20 protein-coding genes are annotated in these 19,821 nt (G+C 49.2%); 13 read left to right on the top strand and 7 right to left on the bottom strand.

Annotated features, from left to right (window positions below; genetic code table 11):
* Positions 1-292: 292 nt before the first annotated feature.
* The 3 genes from AC50X8_RS03315 to AC50X8_RS03305 all read left to right on the top strand — a co-directional run bounded on the left by AC50X8_RS03315 (position 293) and on the right by AC50X8_RS03305 (position 4,144).
* Entirely contained in the window at positions 293-1,261 is a 969-nt protein-coding gene (locus AC50X8_RS03315; RefSeq protein WP_494878577.1) for an ABC transporter permease, read from the top strand.
* A 286-nt stretch (positions 1,262-1,547) separates the two neighbouring features.
* Entirely contained in the window at positions 1,548-2,429 is an 882-nt protein-coding gene (locus tag AC50X8_RS03310) for a carbohydrate ABC transporter permease (RefSeq protein ID WP_494857741.1), read from the top strand.
* A gap of 74 nt (positions 2,430-2,503) precedes the next feature.
* The gene (locus tag AC50X8_RS03305; RefSeq protein ID WP_494878574.1) at positions 2,504-4,144 is read left to right on the top strand and encodes an ABC transporter substrate-binding protein; all 1,641 of its coding nucleotides are present in this window, start codon (positions 2,504-2,506) and stop codon (positions 4,142-4,144) included.
* Between the two features lie 125 nt (positions 4,145-4,269).
* Here the strand turns inward: AC50X8_RS03305 and AC50X8_RS03300 are convergent, their stop codons facing one another.
* Complete coding sequence (locus AC50X8_RS03300) at positions 4,270-5,568, bottom strand: glycoside hydrolase family 27 protein (protein WP_494878697.1); 1,299 nt, start codon at positions 5,566-5,568, stop codon at positions 4,270-4,272.
* Positions 5,569-5,682: 114 nt separating this feature from the next.
* Positions 5,683-6,696: a helix-turn-helix domain-containing protein gene (locus tag AC50X8_RS03295; RefSeq protein WP_056043317.1), complete on the bottom strand. Its 1,014-nt coding sequence runs from the start codon at positions 6,694-6,696 to the stop codon at positions 5,683-5,685.
* A gap of 187 nt (positions 6,697-6,883) precedes the next feature.
* Here AC50X8_RS03295 and AC50X8_RS03290 point away from each other — a divergent pair, with 187 nt between their 5' ends.
* From AC50X8_RS03290 to AC50X8_RS03260, 7 genes are all read left to right on the top strand, one after another.
* Complete coding sequence (locus AC50X8_RS03290) at positions 6,884-7,657, top strand: glycerophosphodiester phosphodiesterase (RefSeq protein WP_494878573.1); 774 nt, start codon at positions 6,884-6,886, stop codon at positions 7,655-7,657.
* A 61-nt stretch (positions 7,658-7,718) separates the two neighbouring features.
* Entirely contained in the window at positions 7,719-7,901 is a 183-nt protein-coding gene (locus AC50X8_RS03285; RefSeq protein WP_056043325.1) for a hypothetical protein, read from the top strand.
* A gap of 40 nt (positions 7,902-7,941) precedes the next feature.
* On the top strand, positions 7,942-8,235 hold the full coding sequence (locus AC50X8_RS03280; protein ID WP_056043328.1) for an antibiotic biosynthesis monooxygenase family protein: 294 nt from the start codon (positions 7,942-7,944) through the stop codon (positions 8,233-8,235).
* 1 nt (position 8,236) lies between these two features.
* A complete protein-coding gene (locus tag AC50X8_RS03275) occupies positions 8,237-8,563 on the top strand; it encodes a low molecular weight protein tyrosine phosphatase family protein (protein WP_494878570.1) in 327 nt (108 codons plus the stop codon).
* Between the two features lie 49 nt (positions 8,564-8,612).
* Positions 8,613-9,035: a hypothetical protein gene (locus tag AC50X8_RS03270; protein WP_056043334.1), complete on the top strand. Its 423-nt coding sequence runs from the start codon at positions 8,613-8,615 to the stop codon at positions 9,033-9,035.
* A 670-nt stretch (positions 9,036-9,705) separates the two neighbouring features.
* A complete protein-coding gene (locus tag AC50X8_RS03265; RefSeq protein ID WP_494878568.1) occupies positions 9,706-11,460 on the top strand; it encodes a methyl-accepting chemotaxis protein in 1,755 nt (584 codons plus the stop codon).
* A gap of 229 nt (positions 11,461-11,689) precedes the next feature.
* Positions 11,690-12,664, top strand: coding sequence for a metallophosphoesterase (locus tag AC50X8_RS03260; protein WP_494878566.1), 975 nt, complete (start codon positions 11,690-11,692; stop codon positions 12,662-12,664).
* A gap of 487 nt (positions 12,665-13,151) precedes the next feature.
* Here the strand turns inward: AC50X8_RS03260 and AC50X8_RS03255 are convergent, their stop codons facing one another.
* Genes AC50X8_RS03255 through AC50X8_RS03245 form a run of 3 tightly spaced genes read right to left on the bottom strand, consistent with a single transcriptional unit; the run spans position 13,152 to position 15,368 of the window.
* The gene (locus AC50X8_RS03255; RefSeq protein WP_494878564.1) at positions 13,152-13,874 is read right to left on the bottom strand and encodes an amino acid ABC transporter ATP-binding protein; all 723 of its coding nucleotides are present in this window, start codon (positions 13,872-13,874) and stop codon (positions 13,152-13,154) included.
* Positions 13,871-14,527 carry an amino acid ABC transporter permease gene (locus tag AC50X8_RS03250; RefSeq protein ID WP_056043344.1) on the bottom strand — a complete coding sequence of 219 codons (657 nt, stop codon included), beginning with the start codon at positions 14,525-14,527 and terminating at the stop codon, positions 13,871-13,873. Before AC50X8_RS03250 ends, AC50X8_RS03255 begins: the two co-directional genes overlap by 4 nt.
* A gap of 40 nt (positions 14,528-14,567) precedes the next feature.
* Complete coding sequence (locus tag AC50X8_RS03245; RefSeq protein WP_494878562.1) at positions 14,568-15,368, bottom strand: transporter substrate-binding domain-containing protein; 801 nt, start codon at positions 15,366-15,368, stop codon at positions 14,568-14,570.
* A 310-nt stretch (positions 15,369-15,678) separates the two neighbouring features.
* Between AC50X8_RS03245 and AC50X8_RS03240 the strand changes: the two genes are divergently transcribed.
* The 3 genes from AC50X8_RS03240 to AC50X8_RS03230 are packed head-to-tail and all read left to right on the top strand — an operon-like array spanning position 15,679 to position 17,541.
* Positions 15,679-16,065, top strand: a complete 387-nt coding sequence (locus AC50X8_RS03240; protein WP_056044034.1) for a GntR family transcriptional regulator — start codon at positions 15,679-15,681, stop codon at positions 16,063-16,065.
* Positions 16,062-16,946: an ABC transporter ATP-binding protein gene (locus AC50X8_RS03235; protein ID WP_494878557.1), complete on the top strand. Its 885-nt coding sequence runs from the start codon at positions 16,062-16,064 to the stop codon at positions 16,944-16,946. The genes AC50X8_RS03240 and AC50X8_RS03235 overlap by 4 nt, the downstream gene beginning before the upstream one ends.
* Positions 16,927-17,541, top strand: a complete 615-nt coding sequence (locus AC50X8_RS03230) for an ABC-2 transporter permease (RefSeq protein WP_494857768.1) — start codon at positions 16,927-16,929, stop codon at positions 17,539-17,541. The genes AC50X8_RS03235 and AC50X8_RS03230 overlap by 20 nt, the downstream gene beginning before the upstream one ends.
* A 4-nt stretch (positions 17,542-17,545) precedes the next feature.
* Here the strand turns inward: AC50X8_RS03230 and AC50X8_RS03225 are convergent, their stop codons facing one another.
* Both AC50X8_RS03225 and AC50X8_RS03220 read right to left on the bottom strand, forming a co-directional pair.
* A complete protein-coding gene (locus AC50X8_RS03225) occupies positions 17,546-18,442 on the bottom strand; it encodes a response regulator (RefSeq protein WP_494857770.1) in 897 nt (298 codons plus the stop codon).
* The gene (locus tag AC50X8_RS03220; RefSeq protein WP_494878552.1) at positions 18,432-19,748 is read right to left on the bottom strand and encodes an ATP-binding protein; all 1,317 of its coding nucleotides are present in this window, start codon (positions 19,746-19,748) and stop codon (positions 18,432-18,434) included. The genes AC50X8_RS03225 and AC50X8_RS03220 overlap by 11 nt, the downstream gene beginning before the upstream one ends.
* Positions 19,749-19,821 lie beyond the last annotated feature (73 nt).

Raw genomic sequence — 19,821 nt, 5'->3', positions numbered from 1 at the left:
AAACGGCCGCTCCGCTGTAAGGGGCGGTTTTTTTTAATTCTAAGAAATTATAAGTTTCATCCTTATATCCGCTTAGAATTCTAAGGCAAAGCTCTTCACACGTCCCAGAAGGACGACAAAGTCGTTTTTGCTTGTGCGAAAAAAGCAGCTTTTCAGTGAAAAAGTAACATTTTATAGCGTGTGCGAGCGATGAAATTGCGGATATCGGAACATCTTATTCTAGCTGGGCGCCTGCTGTTTCTGCCATGATGAGGGCACAAGAAAACGCAAGCAGCGTTAAGGAGGTCTACATGTGAGAGAAGCAGCATTACAAAAAACGGGCAGCAAAGCAGCCGGGCAGCAAAAGAAGGACTCCTTTTTTAGTGAACTTCATAAAAACGGCCTGCTTTACTTGCTTACATTGCCGGGACTGCTAGTCGTATTTATCTTCTCGTATTTGCCCATAGGCGGAATCGTCATTGCCTTCCAGGATTTTAATCCAAGGCTGGGACTGTTCAAAAGCGAATTTGTCGGCTTGAAAAATTTCAGCTTCTTCTTTGAATCCAGCGACACGATTAAGGTGATGGTGAACACGCTGTTTCTGAACACGCTGTTTATCGGAATTGGCACGCTCGCTTCCGTCGCTATCGCCATTATGCTCTCCGAGCTAGGCGGAAAATGGTTCAAGCGCATTACGCAAACGATTGTAACGCTGCCTTATTTTTTATCCTGGACCGTGATTTCGATGTTTATCGTGGCGCTGCTATCCAGTGAAAATGGCTTCATCAATAAAATATTAGGCGCATTCGGCATCGCAGAAATTTCCTTCTTTAACGAAGCCGCCTATTGGCCAGCTATTCTTGTGCTGATCAAGCTTTGGCAGGGTGCAGGCTTTGGCTCAATTGTCTATATGGCGACGATATCTGGCATTAATCCGGATATTTATGAATCCGCTTCAATTGACGGAGCAGGCCGGTGGAAAAAAATAAGATTTATTACGCTTCCCCTGCTCAAGCCAACGATTATATTAATGCTGCTGCTTGCTATGGGCGGAATTTTCTATGGCGACTTCGGCATGATCTTCGCGATTGTCGGACGCAATCCGATTCTTTACCCCACAACAGACGTCATTGATACGTACGTATACCGGGCGCTTATGGATCTGGGAGATATGAGCATGGCGGCTTCCGTAGGCGTTTTCCAATCGATGGTTGGTTTTATTCTTGTGCTGACCGCGAATCAAATCTCCAGAAAGTTCAGCCCGGATTCCGCTTTATTTTAATAACTAAACTATATAAGTTGAATGAGAGAAAGCGATGGGGCAAGGGAGAAACGGAGAGAAAGGTTGGAACTGGAGAGAGCCACAGCTTTCCGAAGGAAAGCCACTTCGTAAGCATCGGCTTAGCGTCCGCCTTTGTTTTCTTATTTCATCCTCCAAGAGGAATAGAATCAAGAAATTAGAAAACAACAGCGGCCGGAAGTCCAACCTTTTTCGTAGTGGCGACCAACGCCCCCATGCTAATCAATGGTTCAACTTAAATAGTCGATTCCCACAGGAGGTGCCTCACATGATCAAAGAAAGCGCAGCGGACCGCATAGTGAAGCTGTCCATTTATGTACTCATATCCCTATTCGCCCTCTATTGCATCGTGCCGTTTCTCATGGTTATCAGCAGCTCGATGACTACGGAGACGTCCTTGCTCCGCGATGGCTACGGTCTGTGGCCGAAGGAATTTTCGCTTAAGGCGTATGAGCTGATTTTTAAAGATGCAACGATTTATAAAGCGTATGGGGTCACGCTGTTTGTAACGATTGTCGGTACAGCGCTTGCGATGCTCGTTACGTGCGCCCTTGCTTATCCGCTGTCCATCAAGACGCTCAAATACCGCAATGGCATTAACTTCTACGTCTACTTTACGATGCTGTTCCATGGCGGGCTTGTCGCCAACTATTTGCTTATTACAAAATATTTAGGCATGGCAAACTCCATATGGGTGCTCATTATTCCAGCGCTCGTAAGTCCCTGGAATATGTTCCTTATGCGCAACTTCTTCAAATCGATAGACGAGTCGCTTGCTGAATCAGCCAAAATCGATGGCGCAAACGATCTTTATATTTTATTCCGTATCATTTTGCCGATCTCGCTGCCTGCGATTGCAACGGTTGGCCTGTTCTATGCGCTGGCGTTCTGGAACAAATGGTTTGAGGCGATGCTCTATATTTCCAAGGAGGACTTGTTCCCGCTGCAATATTTAATTATGCGGATTATGAGCAATGTGGAGTTTGCCAATGCCATATCATCCAAGGTCAATATTCCCGGCTTTGCGACACCGACTTATACGACGCGGCTTGCGACGACGGTCGTCACGATTGGCCCGATTATTTTCCTCTATCCCTTCCTGCAAAAATATTTTGTCAAAGGCTTGATGGTAGGCGCCGTCAAAGGCTAGCTTGTGACTGGCTGAACTCGCTTTCAAAAGGCGATTTAGTATATACTTTACACACATAAAAGGGAGGAAAAAACATGAAACAGGTGTTTAAATCATTTTTCCTGATGCTGACCATCGTCGCTTTGGTTTCAGCTTGCTCGAACAACAGCGGTGGCACAAACACACCGGCCGCTTCCAGTGCAGCAGAGAGCGGAGGAGCTTCGACAAACACTGCTTTGAAACCGATTACTTTAAAGGTTATGCTGTTCGGCGACAAGCCGACGGATTTAGGCAGCGTGCTGACGGAGTTCGAGAACCGAACGAAGGATACGCTGAATACGAAGCTTGAGTTCGAATTTAACACAGGTGACGACCATAAACAGAAGATGAAGCTGAAAATGTCTACTGGCGAGCAGGTCGATTTGGCCTTCGACGCGCCATGGCAGAACCTGAGCCAGCATGTCAGCCAAGGGCTGTATACGGAGCTGGATAAATATTTTAACAATGACGATTACCCTGGCCTGAAAGCTGCATTCTCGGAGGAGTTTCTCGCCAGCAATAAAATAGATGGCCATATTTATGCCATTCCGCTTACGCAATATTACACCGATATTGAAGCTGTTATGGTTCGTAAAGACTTGCGTGAAAAATATGGCATGGACCCGATTGCAAGCTACGACGATTACAAGGTTTATTTGGACAATGTCAGAAAAAATGAAGGCAGCATGATCCCTCTGGCGCTTAAAGGAGCGCGCGGCTTCTTCAAAATGTTCGAGGTCGAAACGAATTCACAGACGTTCCGCGGAGCCAACTGGGCGGTCAATGGACTCGGCATTACGGGAACAGGCGCCGACTTCAACGTCGCGTTGTCCGAGGATGGCAAAACTGTCGTTGGCGTTACGACAATCGGCGATCCTGCGTCTGAATATGCGAGCTTCCCGGAGCCATTCAACAATCCAGACAATATCTATCAGGCTTATGACAAGTACGTTGCATTCAATCCCTATGTCCAGAAGGATTCACTTAGCGAGAAGGATGCCATCGCGCTGTTCAAGGCGGGAAAAGCCGCTTCGTTTGAAGGCACGATTAACGATATTCCAAGTGTTAGACAAGAGCTGCAGAAAGCGGTTTCTGGCGCAGACGTCGAGCCGTTCGTCTACTTGTCCTGCGCAGCAGACAAAAAAGCAGGCTGTATTCCTACCGATTACAAAGCATGGAACGATCTGGTCATTCCCATTACGGCACAGGACCCAGACCGCACGATGAAATTTATCGACTGGATTTTTTCCAGCCAGGAAAATCATGACCTGTTCGAGCTTGGCATCGAGGGAACACACTGGAAAGCGGAAGGCGAGAAGCAATACAGCCTGACAGAAGGCTCAACGAATTACATTTTCCCTAAATACGAATTGACTTGGAATCCGATCCTGTCCCGCGTAGGCTCAGATAATGATGCGCTTACGCTCGACTACTTGAACTATCAAGGCAGCAATGACAGCTATTTCCGTATCCCGCTGTCGGGTTTTACCTTCAATTCCGATTCGGTCAAAACAGAAATTGCCAAAGTGCAGCCGAAGTTCGACCAAGCGGTGCAAATTTTCAGGCACGGGCTTGATCCGAACTGGAAGCAATCCGCCGAGAAATTGAACAAGGAGCTTCGCGCACTCGGACTGGATACCATCCGTGAAGAGCTCAAGAAGCAAATGCAGGCTTATCTCGACAATGGCGGTATCTAATAGAAAGCAGGACCTGCAGCCGTTGGCTGTATCACCAAGGCTAGCATAACCGTCTATTCATAAATGAAAGAGTCCCCCTCGTGATCGGCTGGCCAGCTGGCCACGAAGGGGACTTCTTGTTGTTATTAGATTGTGAGCTTCAATAGAAGGGAGGCATGTGGAGCAAGCTGATAGGAAAGCGAATCCTCGCATTGCCCTAGCTCCTCTTGCTGCCATACATCCCGTACGCTGCGCGTACCGTCAAGTCCAAGCTGGTTTAGCGATACCGATACGACAGCCGCTTCATCGCCTGCATTGAACAGAGCAACAAAGGTGTGGCCGTCGCCTTCAGCAGAGCCTGCGGTCCATACGATGCGGTCTGCGCTATCGCGGTAAACTTGGCGGGCATCGCGGCTGTTTTGGTGCAGCGAAAGCACTTCCTTGTTCGTGAGCAGCGACAGCGTCCATTCGTCGTTATCGTTCATTTCCCCGCCGAACATGAGCGGTGAGCGGAAAATAGACCATAGCGACATCATCGTTACCTGCTCGTCGCGGGTAAAGCGCGTCCAGCGGTCTGCGCCGCCGCCATCAACGGAGCGAATGCCGAGATGGCCGAGCGGCAGCATGTCGCAATCCGGCCAGTGGCCGGGGCCGACATGGGGAGCCCATTTTTCACAACGCTCGAACATTTCGTACAGCAGATGCCACAAATCCCAATAGTCGTCCGTAATCCGCCACATATTGGCGCCAGCTGTCAGCTCCTCAGCGTGCTCGACTGGAGCCGGGCCAGGGGAGAGACTGAGCACCATCGGACGTCCGCAACCATCAATCGCCTGGCGAATCATGCTGATTTCATCAGCCCGGATGCCATACAGCCTCGAAGCAGCGATATCATCGACTTTTACAAAATCTACGCCCCATGAAGCATACAGCTCAAACAGCGAGTTGTAATACTGCTGGGCGCCATCCTTGTTCGTATTGACGCCATACATGTCGGTATTCCACGGACAAATGCTGCCGTCACCGGCTTGTGAAATCGAGCGGGCAGTTGCGTCGGTGCCGAGAATTTTCGTGTCGGCATGGGCGGCTTGGCGCGGAATGCCCCGCATAATATGAATGCCGAATTTCAGTCCAAGACTGTGTACATATTCGGCAAGCGGTTTAAAGCCTTGTCCCTCCGCAGCGGATGGGAACCGGTTAACGGCGGGCAGCAAGCGGGAATATTCGTCCATTTCCAGCGGCACGAAAGGGCGGTACGAGGAGGAATAGGCTCCGGGCTCATACCACTGAATATCCACCACGACATATTCCCAGCCAAAAGGCTTCAAATGCTCCGCCATATAACGAGCATTGGCCCGTACTTCCTCTTCCTTCACACTTGCGCCATAACAATCCCAGCTATTCCAGCCCATCGGCGGCGTAACAGCCAGTTCGTGATGCTTCAACATCGATATCGTCCCCTTCGTCGCTTATATTGCGGTTCTATTCTTCCATGGTAAGCGAGAGAACGATAGGTTTCCAGCATAAAGTATTGCGTATCCATGTAAAATATTGCGGTTTCAGTCGAACATAAACCGCCACGTGGCCGGCAGCTCCTGCGCTTCGCGAAACTCGCTGGGCGGGAAGCCCGTCCAGCTGCGGAACACCTTGCTGAAATAGCTGCCGCTCGTGTAGCCGACCGCAAGCGCAACCTCATGAACAGACAGGGGCGATTGCCGAAGCAGCTGGGTAGCCTTCTCCATGCGCAGCCGCGTCATATAGGCGAGCAGCGTCATGCCGGTCGCTTCGGCAAAGGTGCGTGTCAGATGGTATTTCGACGATCCGGCGGCAGCCGCAATTTCATCGAGGCTTTCCGGCCTAGTATAATGCTGCTCCATATATGCAGCCGCCCGCTGCACCTTATCGGGCCAGCTGCTGCGCTGCCTGCGCTCGGCAGAACGGCTGCGGCTCAGCTCCATCATAAACTGATACACAAGCGAGGAAGCCTGATGAACATCTTCAATCCGGCCATGCTTGGCCTCGGCATAAATGAGCTGGAGCATGCGAATAACCGGAGAATCCAGCGGAAAAGTCGGGAGCGGGCCAAGCGAATCTAACATAGCTGACCATAGCTCGCCAAGATGCTGCTGCCGGAACAGCACAAAATAAAACTCCCATGGGGTGCCGTTCTCGTCGTCATTTCCGCCGTCACCAATGCTGCCATTTCCATTATCCCGTGCAAAATAGCGATGCTTACCCGGTATTTCCACCATAAAGGCCGTTCCTGCCGGGACGGAGAATCGCTGTTCATCCAGCTCCAGCTGGCCGCAGCCTGAAACGGTATATTGAAATAAATAAAGCGGCCCGTCCGTTCGCTTCATGCCGTCCCATTCATACAGAAGGCTGTCCATTTTCTCATAGCCAGTCGCATAGAGCTGGTAGATAGGCTGTACGGCGGGCTCCTGAAAGCGGTAGCCGAATACGCCATATTTTTCACTGGAGCTAATAATCGCGCACCTTCTTTTTTTAGTTCCATTATAAAGAAAGCAGCCAGAGGATGACAGTCCCGCATTAAAAAATGAAATGGGCTGCATCGTTGCGCCTATGCGCAGATGCAGCCCATTTCATAAATTTGTTATAATAGCAAGCGTAGACGGCTGAAGCCGTCCACTGGCGGTAAAGCTACCGTTTCGAGGGCGCAATATAAGCCCATTATGATAAGGGTGAAGCTTATAAATGCTTATATTTGCCCTAATACGTAGTAGAGAGGATAGTGGAAGGATGAATAAGCAGCAAGCAGGAGAAGCCGGAAACAACAAAGAAACAGCGAAGCGTCCGCTTATTATTGGGCATCGGGGAGCAGCGGGCGAAGCCCCGGAAAATACGCTCGCATCCTTTCAATTAGCTGCCGATCAAGGCTGTGATATGGTCGAGCTGGACATTCATCTTTCAGCTGATAATAAGCTGGTCGTCTGCCATGATGAGACGCTGGATCGGACGACGACGCAGACTGGCCTGATCCGCAGCATGAATTATGAGGCGATCAGCAAGGCGGATGCGGGCAGCAAATTTGCCGCAGCATTTAGCGGGGAACGGGCACCGCTGCTGGAGGAGGTTTATGCGCTGCTTCCAAAGCCTATTGAAATTAATGTAGAAGCGAAGGACTCCTATAACGGCGCGCTGGATGAAGCGCTGGACGCTTTTTTGCAGGAGCCTGGACGCATGGAGCGCACGATTGTTTCCTCCTTCGATCATAAACTGCTGGCACGGCTGAAAGCGCGGATGCCGGAGCTGCGGATCGGTCTGCTTTATGGGGCGGCATTAATTGCGCCAGCAGCTTATGCCGGGCTGATGGGCTGCGAAGTATTTTCGCTGCATCCGCATTACAGCAGCATTGACGCCGAGGATACGGCGGAAGCCGCAAAGGCCAATATCGCTGTCTATCCTTATACCGTGAATGAAGAGCAAGATTTTCTAGCCTTGCTAGACAAGCAGGTGGACGGCATTATTACGGATTTTCCCGGCCGCTTAAAGCAGCTGCTGGATAGGAGCTAGGGAAGATGGCGATTCCTTTTGTGGTAGAATAAGGATATCTACTAGGAGGAAGAGGTGGCGCATGATGGAGGAGAATAAGGAAAGAGAGCTGGATGAAATTAAGCTGCGGCTGGAGAAGTTAGAGCAGGAGCACGGAAAACGGCAAAGCTTGCCTGGCGGACTGAAATTCGCTATAGGTTTTGTTGTTGTTATGTTTTTGATGTTGATGTCTATTGGTGTCGTTCAATTTATTTCGGCAAAATAATAAAAGCAGGTTGAAAATGCAGCGGGAGGACCGTGCACTTATGATTTTGGAAGTTGCTATTTTACAGGTCAAGGCAGGGCTCGCAGATTCGTTCGAGGCCAGCTTCAAGGAAGCTTCGCAAATCATTTCCAGCATGAAAGGCTACGTGCATCATGAGCTGCAGCGCTGCCTGGAGGAGCAAAATAAATACCTGCTGCTCGTGAAATGGGAGACGCTGGAGGATCATACAGAGGGTTTCCGCGGTTCCGCAGAATATCAGGAGTGGAAGCGGCTGCTGCATCATTATTATGATCCGTTTCCGGTCGTGGAGCATTACACGAGCATCGAGCTGTAGGATGAGCAAGCTATTATTTATATGCAGCCGGAACAAATGGCGCAGCTTGACAGCTGAAACGGTGCTGAATGGTGTAGATGGACATGAGGTGCGTTCTGCCGGAACAGAGCCGCAGGCTAGAGTGCGAGTGACCGAAGGCCACCTCGGCTGGGCTGACGTTATTTTTGTCATGGAGAAAAAGCATTTGCGCCGTATGCAGGAGAAGTTTCCCTATGCGATAAGCGAGAAGCGGGTCATTTGCCTGCACATTCCCGATGAATACGAATATATGAATGCCGATCTTATACAACTGCTGCAAGCTGCCGTTATAGAATATATGCCTGATTAATAATGGCATAAAAGGAAAATTCATAAAAAATGAAAGGAGGAACTTCAGCATGCTGGTCAAAAGCTTGCGCGTGCTGCTCATGGTCGCGCTGCTTACTGCAATTGCTGTACAGCCGCTTGCGGCAGCTGCGAAGACGGTGACGATTAAGGTCACCTTCGTTAGTGAGGATTTGGTGTCGAACGATTCTGTGGGGAATGAGTGGGAGACGCAGGTTTTGATCAATGGAAAGGCCGTAGCCGCTGGTGACAGCATCAAGCTTACACTAAAGCCAAGCGAGCTCGTGAAGCTGGAGGCAACGGCAATCGAGCAGGACAAAATTCCGGATGTCGGCACAGCCAATAAGTCTTTCAAGGCTTCAACGGTGACGTCGGGCAAGAAGCATACGCTTGATGTAAAGGTCGTGGAAAACAGAGGCCGATACTCCGGCAACGCTGCTAAATGGAAGTTTGTTTTTCAAGTGGAGAAGGCGTAAGCAAGGAAATGCAGAGGTAGAAGGCGGGGCTATGGGGCTCCGCCTTTTTTCTTGGCTGGATAGGTAACTAGAGTTGGCATGCTGCTCCTTGCGTAACTCTTATTCGAGGCAAGTCTCATCTTATCGTTTCGAGGGTGGGAACCGCAGCATGCGATTTTGGCTGAGAGCTCCGTGGCAGAGGTCATTGTTCTGAGATCACTGTTCTGAGATCACTATTACTGATGGCGCGCAGCTCGAGAATGCTCACTGTTTTTTTGAGGACTGAGGTTCCGCTATTTTGGCTTTTTATTCGATTTCAGGCCGTAAGCGGACAGGAAATCCGTTATGGCCCTCCTTATCCCATCAAAATGGCTTTTGGCAGCACATTAGCTGCTCCTGAGTCCGCAGACAGTGCCTAAACCCGTGATTTTGTGGAAATAGCGGCTGCTGTGTCCACCAAGTCTATCTTTGTGTCTTTGTACTCGAAGCAAGCCCCTGAAACAGGGAGCACGACCCTGCCTTCCATTCACCTCTTATTTCGTAAGTGATTGCAAGCGGTGGCCCAATAATTTCTTGCGAATTTCGACATATTCGTTTAATATTTTCAACATACATAGTGCTTGAAGCATGTTAGATTTGGGTAGCGGACTAGTAAAAAAGGCTGGGTTTGATGCGGGAGGAAGAGGATCGGATGATCGGATTTTTCAGGAAACGTTTAGTGGCACGCATTGTTGCGGTAGTTACGCTAGTCATTGTTATTATCTCTGCCGGCAGCGTATTGCTGCAGCTGGCGAACATGAAGTCAGCTGCACAGGAGGCCATTTCCAGCTATAACATCCAGATTGCTCAGAGCTACGTCAACCAGCTGGATACAGCTGCTTATGCTGAGTTTGCCAAAGAACCGAAGGAAAATGATTTATTTTTGACCATACGTGATGAGCTTGATGATTTTCGCGTGCGCATCGGCGCCATGTATGTGTATTTCGTGAAAATCGATGACAAGGGCACGCCGCTTATTATGGTGGACGGCATGAAGGATGCGGATAAGGCATCACCGATTAATGAAGTGACCGATATGCCGGGCGATGCGGTTCAGAAACTGCTGCAAGGAAGCACAGCAAGCTCGCCGATTATTGACAATGAGGAGTACGGCAAATATATTTCCTCGTACGCTCCCTTATTGGACAGCAGCGGCGCATTGATTGGCGTCATTGGCATTGATACGGCTGTATCCGTTGTTAGCGATATTGAATCGGATATTATTAAGTCGAGCATTCCCTTTTATGTCCTGCTGCTGTTCATAACGGTTGCGGCCATTGCGATCGTATTGCGCTTTGTCGTAAAGGGGCTCAGACCGCTTAAAGTATTGAAGGACAGTGTCGATAAAATGGCGCATGGCGAGCTGGCGCAGGCCAATCAGATTTTGACGGCGTACCATCTCAGAAGCGAGGACGAAATCGGCAGTACGTTTAAAGCGATGATTCATATGTCCGGCAACTTGAATAAAATCATTAGCGATATGGTTGCAGGTGTTGCGGCAACGACGAATATTTTAGTTGATTCGACAGAGCAATTCAGTCGCAATGCGGAGGAGATGCTGGTCATGAGCAAGACGGTTGACCATTCCGTGCAGCATATCCGGCAGGGCGCACATACGCAGAAGCAAGGCGCAAGCGACAGCGCGAATGCGATGGAGGAAATCGCTAAAGGAATCACCAGCGTATCCGAGTCCTCGACCGCTGTTTCGGATGCGGCGACAAGCGCGCTGGCCACAGCGCAATCTGGCAAAGAAAGCATGACCCAGATGAAAAATCAGATGGAGAACATTTCCGCGGTAGCCGGAGATGTCGCTGCAATGGTCGATGTGCTTAGCGGCTACTCGCAGGAAATAGGCGGGGCGCTGCAAGCGGTACGGGATTTTGCTACCCAGACGAAGCTGCTGGCGCTGAATGCTTCGATTGAAGCAGCCCATGCAGGCGAGCATGGCAAAGGCTTCGCTGTTGTAGCCGATGAAGTGCGGAAGCTGGCGGAGGCTTCAAGCTTATCGGTGCAGATGATATCGGATTTGCTGCTTGGCATTCAGCAGGAATCCCAGCACATCGGCACGAAGATGGGCGTTACCGCCAAAGAGATTGGCCAAGGCGTAGCGATTACGGCGGAAGCGGAGCAAGCTTTTACCCATGTGGTGGACGCCTTCCGCACCGTGACGCAGCGCATTCAAGAGGTATCCGCATCGGCGGAGGAGATGACAGCAGGGTCTGAGGAGGCTGCGGCGTCCGTCCATGCGATTGCGCATATTGCATCGGGCGTTTCGGAACGCTCTGATGAGATTTACCGCTTGACCAGCGAGCAGTCGGTCATGTTCCAGAAGGTGGCGCAAACGTCGAGTCTGCTTCGGCAGCAGACGCATGAGATGAGCGAAGCCGTGAAAAAGGTTAACGTATAAGGCAATCGAATAAGAGCGGGGCGCATGCGGCGTCCCGCTTATTTTTTAATATAAGCATTTATAAGTTTCATCCTTATAATGGGCTTATATTTCTCGGACTAAAACGCGCCGCGCCGCAAAAAGGAGGGCGACAGCCGTTTAACCTTGGTTCAGCAATAGAAACAGGTATAATAGACAGGAGGAAAGAGCAGGAAATCATAGAGGAACATAAAAAGAAGAGGAGGAGCTTATGCGCAAGTTGCTCAAAAGAGTAGGGATATTCATAGCCGCTGTAGCTGCTATCATCATTTTTCTTTATTTTCAAAATAATGCTTTGACGGTGTCGTCATTTCAGCTTTCGTCAGCGAAGCTGCCGCAGGGGCTGAAGGACTTTACCATTGTGCAGTTATCCGATGTGCATGGCAAAAGATTTGGTGATAAGCAGCAGCGGCTCGTTCGCAAGGTGGAAAATCAGCAGCCGAACATCATCGTCGTTACAGGCGATTTAATTGATAGCAGGCGTGGAGGCGAGGCGGAAAGCCTTGAGCTAATGGCAGAAATCGTGAAGCTGGCCCCTGTGTATTATGTGACGGGCAATCATGAATATGCTTACGCACGTTACCCGGTACTGGAGAAAAAGCTGCTGGAGCTTGGCGTTCATGTCCTGCGGAATGAGGCGGAAAGCATCCCTGTTGGAAGTAGTAATTTAACTGGAAGTGGAGCAGGGAGCGGGGCTGAGACTGGGGCTGTGACCGCAGCTGGAGAAATCCGATTGCTAGGCATCGATGATCCGAAATTTTCATCGTTTGCTGGACATGATGCAGAGGCGGCGGAGCAAAATATTCAAACAGCTATTGAAGACTTTGCCAACATAGCCGGGAAAGAGAGTGCGGGTGCCGCAACGAAAGCGGAGGCGGGAAAGCAAGCAGAAGAAGGGCTTTACACGATACTGCTGTCCCATCGTCCTGAACTGTTTGACGTCTATGTTCGTGAAGGTATCGATCTGACCTTCTCGGGCCATGCCCATGGCGGGCAAGTCAGGCTGCCGTTTATTGGCGGACTTGTCGCTCCGGGGCAGGGTTTACTGCCCGTGTACGATGCGGGCCAATATGTAAACGGTCATACGAATATGCTGGTCAGCAGAGGGCTTGGCAACAGCGTCGTTCCCCAGCGCTTGTTCAATCGCCCGGATATTGTCGTCGTTAAGCTGTCAGCTGCAAGCTAGCGCCCGTCGATGGGGGTTATAGCTCTTCTACTACATGTAATTGAGAAATCCCGCCAATGATTAATGGAACGATTTTGCGGGCTAAGGCGGATGGGGCTTCCTGTCTGCCTTCCTGGCTCCATTAAATGGGTATAAAACGTCGCCCGATTAATCGTCGCTTTTTTTGCAATGTCCATAATGGTCATCGTATGAAAGTCCGTATGATTTAACTGCCACATGAAAGCATCTAATATTAATTGGCGTGTTCGAATGACACGCGGGTCATTGGGGTTGGACGCGCGCTGTTGGGGATCCGGAATGGGCTGTGAAAATACGCGAAGGCCGATGGAATGAGCTTCAAGCTTTCACACCGGAGGCTCTTGCAACGCTAGTATAACGTATTCGGGCTGACGATAAGGATAGCCGTATGGAATAAAACAAAGAAGCTCTCGCTCCCCGTCAATATAGGGGCGAAAGCTTCTTTGTTCTTGGCAGCCCATATTTTAGCCTACAGCACCTTGCTCAGAAAAGCTTGCGTACGCTCATGCTGGGGTGTATCGAAAATAGCAGCGGGCGGACCCTGCTCGACAATATACCCGCCATCCATGAAAATAACGCGGTCTGCAACTTCGCGGGCGAAGCCCATTTCATGCGTCACGACTACCATCGTAATCCCTTCATGAGCCAAATCCTTCATCACCTGAAGCACCTCGCCGACCATTTCTGGATCGAGTGCCGAGGTTGGCTCGTCGAACAGCATGACCCGCGGGTTCATCGCCAGCGCACGAGCGATAGCGACACGCTGCTGCTGTCCGCCGGACAAGCGGGCGGGGTATTCATCCTTTTTGGCGGCAAGACCGACTTTATCCAGCAGCGCTAATGCCTGCTTTTCATTCGTCTCCTTGCCCACCTTCTTAATATGCTTAGGCGCCAGCATAATGTTCTCCAGCACCGTCAAATGCGGAAATAGATTAAACTGCTGGAACACCATGCCGACATTTTGCCGCAGCTTGTCAATATTCGTTTTAGGAGCCGTGACGGTAACGTCGCCAATGGTTACAACGCCGGACGTCACTTCCTCCAGCAAATTAAGACAGCGCAGGAAGGTGCTTTTGCCTGAACCGGAAGGGCCAATAATACAGACGACTTCCTTCTCGGTAATAGTGGTGGATATATCCCGAAGCACCTCATTGTCGCCAAACTTTTTCTGCAAACCTTCTACAATAATCATTTCAGGCTCAGCCTCCTTTCAAGCACACGGGACAGGCGTGAAATACCATAAATAATGATGAAATACAAGACGCCAACCGTTCCCCATATTTCAAAAGCGCGGTAGTTGGTAGAAATGATAATTTCACCGCTTTGGGTCAGCTCCCTAATTCCGATTACGGATAATAGCGACGTATCCTTGATGCTGATCGTACACTGATTGACGAAAGCGGGAATCATGCGGCGGAACGCCTGCGGCAAAATGACGAGGCGCATCGTCTGCACCTGGCTGAGACCGAGGGAGCGGGCGGCTTCCCGCTGCCCTTTATCAATCGACGAAATGCCGGCGCGGAAAATTTCCGCAATATAAGCACCGGCATTGGCGCTGATTGCGATGATCCCGGCTGTCTCCGCAGGAATACGGATGTCGAGAAATGCCGGCAAGGCGAAATAAATGAAAAACACTTGGACGAGCAGCGGCGTACCGCGAATAATATCGATATAAAGCGTTGCAATAAACTTTAAAATTTTACTCGATGATGTATTCATCAATCCCGTAATTAATCCGATTACGAATGCAATCAGCAGCGAGATGACAACAATTTTGACCGTTATCCATAACCCTTGCAACAGCAAGGGCATCGCATCCACAATAACTTGCCACGAGGACATCATGAAATTCACAGCTCCTTCATTTCACAGGATGTCTTCGTCTTTATTTTGCAGACGTTCCTATATATTTGTTAATGATTTCATCGTATTTGCCGCTTTCCTTCAGCTTCTTGATGCCGTCATTGATTTTTTGCAGCAGTTCTTCGTTGTCTTTGCTCACTGCGATGCCATAATGGTCGCCAGTCAGCCTTTCGCCAACGATTTTCAAATTGGCGTTTGGATCAACAACCAGTTTATAAGAGATAACGGGGTAATCTTCAATGGTAGCATCGGCATTTTTGTTTACAACCTCTTGGAACATCGCCGGACTATCGTCAAAATAATTGAGGGTAATGTTGTATTCCTTCGCTAATTCCTCGGCTTTTTTAGAGCCGGCCGTCCCTTTTTTAATCGCAATGACTTTGCCTTTCAAATCCTCTGGCTTCGTAATCGTATCATTATCCGAACGTACGACCAGCGACAAGCCTGCTTCGAAATACGTATCGGACAGGTTCACAACCTGCTTGCGCTCATCCGTAATACTGATGCCGGCAATGGCAGCGTCGAGCTGTTTGGCAGAAATCGCCGGGATAATGCCTTTAAAGTTCATAGGCTTCAAATCAACCTTAAAGCCTTCCAGCTCCCCAATGGCATGAATGATATCGATGTCGATGCCGACATATTTGCCATCCTGCTGGTATTCGAAAGGAGGGAATGTAGCGTCAGTTCCAATGGTGTACGTCACAACCTCATTCGAAGAACCCGTGCCGTCCGAAGCGGATGGTGTTTTTTCGTTGCTGCTGCCGCATGCGCTAAGGGTAAGAGCAAGCAGGCCGGTAATTAAAAGTGATCCGATTTTCTTCATAAATGAAAACCCCATTTCCATTAATGTTAGACTTATTGACCTTCTGCCACCTATTTTAAAGATCCGACTATAAAAAATAATAAAATCCGACAGAAAATAATGTCGGAGATATTTGTAAGCGTTTTACATTTACGATTTCGCCATAAACTCTGTCAGATAAGGTTACGCAAGTGGGAGCAGCTATTCGCTAAAACAGAAAAAGACCCCAAATTTGCTCGAAGCTTAGTATAGCCAAGCGTTATTGACATATACGGAGCGTATAGTGTATATATACTATATATACATTAAACAGCTAAGCATGGTGATGGAAATGAACATTATTTTATCCAACGCTTCGAATGATCCGATCTATGTACAAATTACCCAGCAAATTCGCAATCAGATTTTAAGCGGGAAACTTGGCTCAGGACAATCGCTGCCCTCCATTAGGCAGCTAGCTAAGGATTTGCAGATCAGCGTCATTACGACGAAGCGGGCTTATGAGGAATTGGAGAAGGAAGGGCTTATTGACTCTGTCGTTGGCAAAGGCTCATTCGTAACGGGCATAAACGCCGATTTTGTTAGAGAGCAGCGAATGAAGCGGCTGGAACAGCAAATGCTGGCGGTCATTAAGGAGGGGAAGGCTCTCTGCCTGAGCCTGAGTGAAATTCAGCAGCATATGCAGCTGCTATATGAGGAAGGAGATTTGGACACATGAGCGACATCATTAAACTGACCGAAATATCCAAGCAGTATAAAATGTTCGGCATCGAGCCCCTGTCCAGCACATTCAAGCAGGGGTACATAACCGGGCTGATTGGCCCGAATGGAGCAGGCAAAACGACATTAATTAAAATGATTATGGGCATTACCCGGCCGGATAAGGGGGAAATCACGATTTTTGGACAGTCTCAAAGCTTGAAGGAGGCGGAAATAAAGCAGCGTATCGGCTTCGTATCCGATGAATGCCATTATTACGAGCATTTATCGATCCAATCGATGAAAAATATTATTGCCCCGTTTTATAAAAAATGGGACGATCACGCTTTTTCCCGGTTGCTTGAGCGCTTTGAGCTGTCGCCCAAAATGAAAATACGCAGTCTTTCCAAGGGGATGAAAATGAAGCTGTCTCTAGCCTTCGCACTATCCCATCAGGCGGATCTGCTCATTATGGATGAGCCGACAGCGGGGCTTGATCCGGTTTTTAGGCGCGAGCTGCTGGATTTATTGGCCGAAATCATGCTGGATGAGCGGAAGTCGATCTTATTTTCGACCCATATTACGACCGATCTGGACCGGGTTGCGGATTATATAGCGTTTCTACATCGCGGCAGGCTGGTCTTTAACGAGTCGAAGGAGCAAATTCAGGAGCGGTATGTGCTTGTGAAAGGACCATCAAGCTTGCTTGAAGCTCCAGGCGTCAAAGCGGCTTTTATCGGCATTCGGAAATCGCTGGTCGGATTCGAGGGGCTGACAGATAGGGGCCATGAAATAGCTGCCATGGTGGGTGGTGGTGCGCAGCTTAGCCGGCCTGCACTGGAGGATATTATGTATTTTACCGCTAAGGGGGAAAAAGGCCATGCTGCTGCTGTTACGTAAGGATTTATTTATTTTGCGCTATTACTTTTTGTTTGTGCTGCTCTATTTGTATTTATTCGGCTTCATGCTGTATAACTATGCTTCCTTCATTTTGGTAGCTGCGCTTTCTGCTATTATGCTCATGACCTTTTCCGCTACCTTGGATGCCAAAAATAAAAGCATGATCGTCATTGCCAGCCTGCCTGTCAGCAGTAAATCGATCGTGCAGGCGAAATATGCAGCTGTCCTTTTATTTGCACTCATAGGAATTGTCGCGAGCGTTTCCGTATACGCCATCAATATAACAATAGTAGGAAGGGAAATGGTGTATGCAGCTTCTTTTATTCCAATCATTTTTTTCATTATTGCTGTTTATGCTTCGCTTTATTATCCGATCTATTACTGGTTTGGTTTTAGAGCAAGTCAACTAGTCGGCATGGTAGCGGTTGCCCTGCCTGTGACTTTTCTCTTGGCTTTGGGAGGTGTGTCCAGCAGCGCGAATACGCTAAATTTTCCAGCTGTAGGGAGTGCAGTCCTTCTAGCGGTGAGCTGTTTGCTGCTATTGGTCTCTTATCGGCTTTCCCTATTCTTTTTGGATAAAAAAGGGGTAGCCTGACCGCTTACGCTTGCTTTATTTTTTCCATCGCTTCCATAAAGAACACTTGAAGAAACTTCTTGATGTTGACTTTGCCTTTATCGGGCGCAGCTTCCTCGTCCATCATTTTCATTTTGAGCCGGACATCCTTAAAGTCAAAATATAACGGGGCATAATGCTCGAACTTCGGATTGCTGTAATCCGTCAGCCCGATAGAGGCGATATTCGTTAGCGCCGTCATGACAGCGCGGCGCATTCGCTGCTCTATGGCTTTGCTTTCCTTGTCAATGTCGCTTTGGCTTTGCTTGCTGGTACGCGCCACTGCCTCATATAATCCCTTTAATGAAGGGAAAGCAGCAGGCTGCGGCTGCGCGGCCAAATGTTCGACGGCGGCAATCATATCACGGCTTCCGGCTTCACTAATAATGCCCATGTCCATTAAAATTTGGCGGGCAGCTTCGCGGATGCTGCGCTCCTGCACGGCTGGCTGGCGCTCGATAATATCGAGCTTGGCGAGCGACTGCTTCATTTCCGTTACATAACGCTCATATTTCCAGCTTTCATTCATCTTATGTAAAACAGCTTGCACTTCAACGCGATTGATGGGCTTATGGATGAAAAATTCAATGCCGCTGCGATAGGCTTTTCCAACCATATCCTTGTTATCGATTTGCGAGATCATAATAAATTTGCCGCTGTAGCGGATAGCCCGGAGCTGGTCGATCGTCGTAATGCCGTCCTGATCGGGCATGAGCAGATCGATCAGCACAACATCGGGCTTTAGCTCATCGATAAGCATTACGGCCTCGACTCCCCCTCCAGCTGTACCCAATACTTCGCCTAAGCCAGATTGCTCTATTATATTGTGCAGCATCCGTCTGCTGACGGCATCATCATCTACGATTACGAAGCTAATGGACATGGAGGGCCTCCTTCAAGTTTGGCGTTGTATCCGGATGGTTTAGCGCAGCAAGCGACAACTCGGCGATAAAAGCGGTGCCCGGCCTATCATCCAGCTGCTCTGCACGAATCGAACCCTTAAATGAACAAATAATATCTCGCACATGGGACAATCCAATGCCGGTGGCTGCAATTCCCGTTTGATCAAATTTGGTCGTAAAGCCCGGCTCGAACACAAGCTCGGACTCCTCAGGCGGTATGCCTTTGCCGGAATCGGCAACGATCATGATCAGCTTGCCGCTGTGCTGGCTGATTTCAATGTCAATGGAGCCGCTATATTCAATGGCTTCAACGGCATTTGCCACCAAGTTGTTCAGAATCGTGAGCAGCGCAATATAATGAGGCGTAATCATATCTAGCGCCACCTGCTGCTTGAAAACAATCTGTTTCCCCAGCATTTCGCTATATTCCACATTGCCTTTCCTCACATAATGCACAACCTCTTCAAGGCTCATCTGGGTAAGCGTCTCATTATGGAACAGCTTCAGCAGCCCGGCGAGAATACGTTGTGTATCTTTTTTAACCTCATGAATTTGCTGGGTGACGACGAGCGCCTGCTTGCCAAGCTCGGGCTGCTCCTGCCGCAGCTTGTCGTACAGCTCGAAGCTGCTCGCTGTAATGCCTTCTATATTATCCATCGATTTCCGCAGGTAAAATGCTTCTCCATACAAGCTGGAACCGACATTCAGCATTTGCTCCATACGTTTCTCCTGCTCGGCATGGAGCATCTTGAACTGCTGGATGGCCATGCTGTTGTAAAGCCCGATGACAAAATAGCTGCGTATGACGGCCGTAATGAGCAGCAGAGCCAGTTCATTGAAGTGATAGGGCGCCGTGCCGAGAAAAATATTTCGAAACAAAAGCTCCAGCAAATTGGAGGAAAAATCCACAAGCGTAACGAATGCGCCCAGCGCCAGCGGCTGAATTTCCTTGGACCGTCCGAGCAGCTTGCCGATACACCAGGCAAAGAAGGTATAGTAAAGGGCGGCGGGAGCATTATTTTGCAGGCTCGCCAAAATGGATGTGGAATGCGTGTAGATCAGCCACTCCACAGATTGGAAAATGACAGCGGCAATGCCGGCCAGAAAGCCTGTTTTCACAAACGAAAGATGGCGAAATTGCAGCAGAAAAAATAAAAAGATGCTGACGCCGAGGCCAATGCGGTAAAAATCCCCGCTAAATGGTGTAATTCTAAATTCGGCGCCTATAGCTGTTGCAAGCGCGATGCCGACCATTTGTATTTTTTCATTGCGAAATAAAGCATGCATGCAACTCGCTCCGCTCCTATAGGCGATCTTTGATGATATATACCCTAACATAAAAAAGGGCGTTTTTGAATAG

This window comes from Paenibacillus sp. JT22N15, assembly GCF_059383755.1.
This window is presented reverse-complemented; position numbering and strand designations above follow the sequence as displayed.

Bases quoted from the DNA above. Each gene is read 5' to 3' on its own strand.
- AC50X8_RS03310 (WP_494857741.1), top strand. From the start codon at position 1,548: ATGATCAAAGAAAGCGCAGCGGACCGCATAGTGAAGCTGTCCATTTAT.
- AC50X8_RS03305 (WP_494878574.1), top strand. From the start codon at position 2,504: ATGAAACAGGTGTTTAAATCATTTTTCCTGATGCTGACCATCGTCGCT.
- AC50X8_RS03295 (WP_056043317.1), bottom strand. From the start codon at position 6,696: ATGCAGCCCATTTCATTTTTTAATGCGGGACTGTCATCCTCTGGCTGC.
- AC50X8_RS03290 (WP_494878573.1), top strand. From the start codon at position 6,884: ATGAATAAGCAGCAAGCAGGAGAAGCCGGAAACAACAAAGAAACAGCG.
- AC50X8_RS03285 (WP_056043325.1), top strand. From the start codon at position 7,719: ATGATGGAGGAGAATAAGGAAAGAGAGCTGGATGAAATTAAGCTGCGG.
- AC50X8_RS03280 (WP_056043328.1), top strand. From the start codon at position 7,942: ATGATTTTGGAAGTTGCTATTTTACAGGTCAAGGCAGGGCTCGCAGAT.
- AC50X8_RS03275 (WP_494878570.1), top strand. From the start codon at position 8,237: ATGAGCAAGCTATTATTTATATGCAGCCGGAACAAATGGCGCAGCTTG.
- AC50X8_RS03270 (WP_056043334.1), top strand. From the start codon at position 8,613: ATGCTGGTCAAAAGCTTGCGCGTGCTGCTCATGGTCGCGCTGCTTACT.
- AC50X8_RS03265 (WP_494878568.1), top strand. From the start codon at position 9,706: ATGATCGGATTTTTCAGGAAACGTTTAGTGGCACGCATTGTTGCGGTA.
- AC50X8_RS03260 (WP_494878566.1), top strand. From the start codon at position 11,690: ATGCGCAAGTTGCTCAAAAGAGTAGGGATATTCATAGCCGCTGTAGCT.
- AC50X8_RS03255 (WP_494878564.1), bottom strand. From the start codon at position 13,874: ATGATTATTGTAGAAGGTTTGCAGAAAAAGTTTGGCGACAATGAGGTG.
- AC50X8_RS03250 (WP_056043344.1), bottom strand. From the start codon at position 14,527: ATGATGTCCTCGTGGCAAGTTATTGTGGATGCGATGCCCTTGCTGTTG.
- AC50X8_RS03245 (WP_494878562.1), bottom strand. From the start codon at position 15,368: ATGAAGAAAATCGGATCACTTTTAATTACCGGCCTGCTTGCTCTTACC.
- AC50X8_RS03240 (WP_056044034.1), top strand. From the start codon at position 15,679: ATGAACATTATTTTATCCAACGCTTCGAATGATCCGATCTATGTACAA.
- AC50X8_RS03235 (WP_494878557.1), top strand. From the start codon at position 16,062: ATGAGCGACATCATTAAACTGACCGAAATATCCAAGCAGTATAAAATG.
- AC50X8_RS03230 (WP_494857768.1), top strand. From the start codon at position 16,927: ATGCTGCTGCTGTTACGTAAGGATTTATTTATTTTGCGCTATTACTTT.
- AC50X8_RS03225 (WP_494857770.1), bottom strand. From the start codon at position 18,442: ATGTCCATTAGCTTCGTAATCGTAGATGATGATGCCGTCAGCAGACGG.
- AC50X8_RS03220 (WP_494878552.1), bottom strand. From the start codon at position 19,748: ATGCATGCTTTATTTCGCAATGAAAAAATACAAATGGTCGGCATCGCG.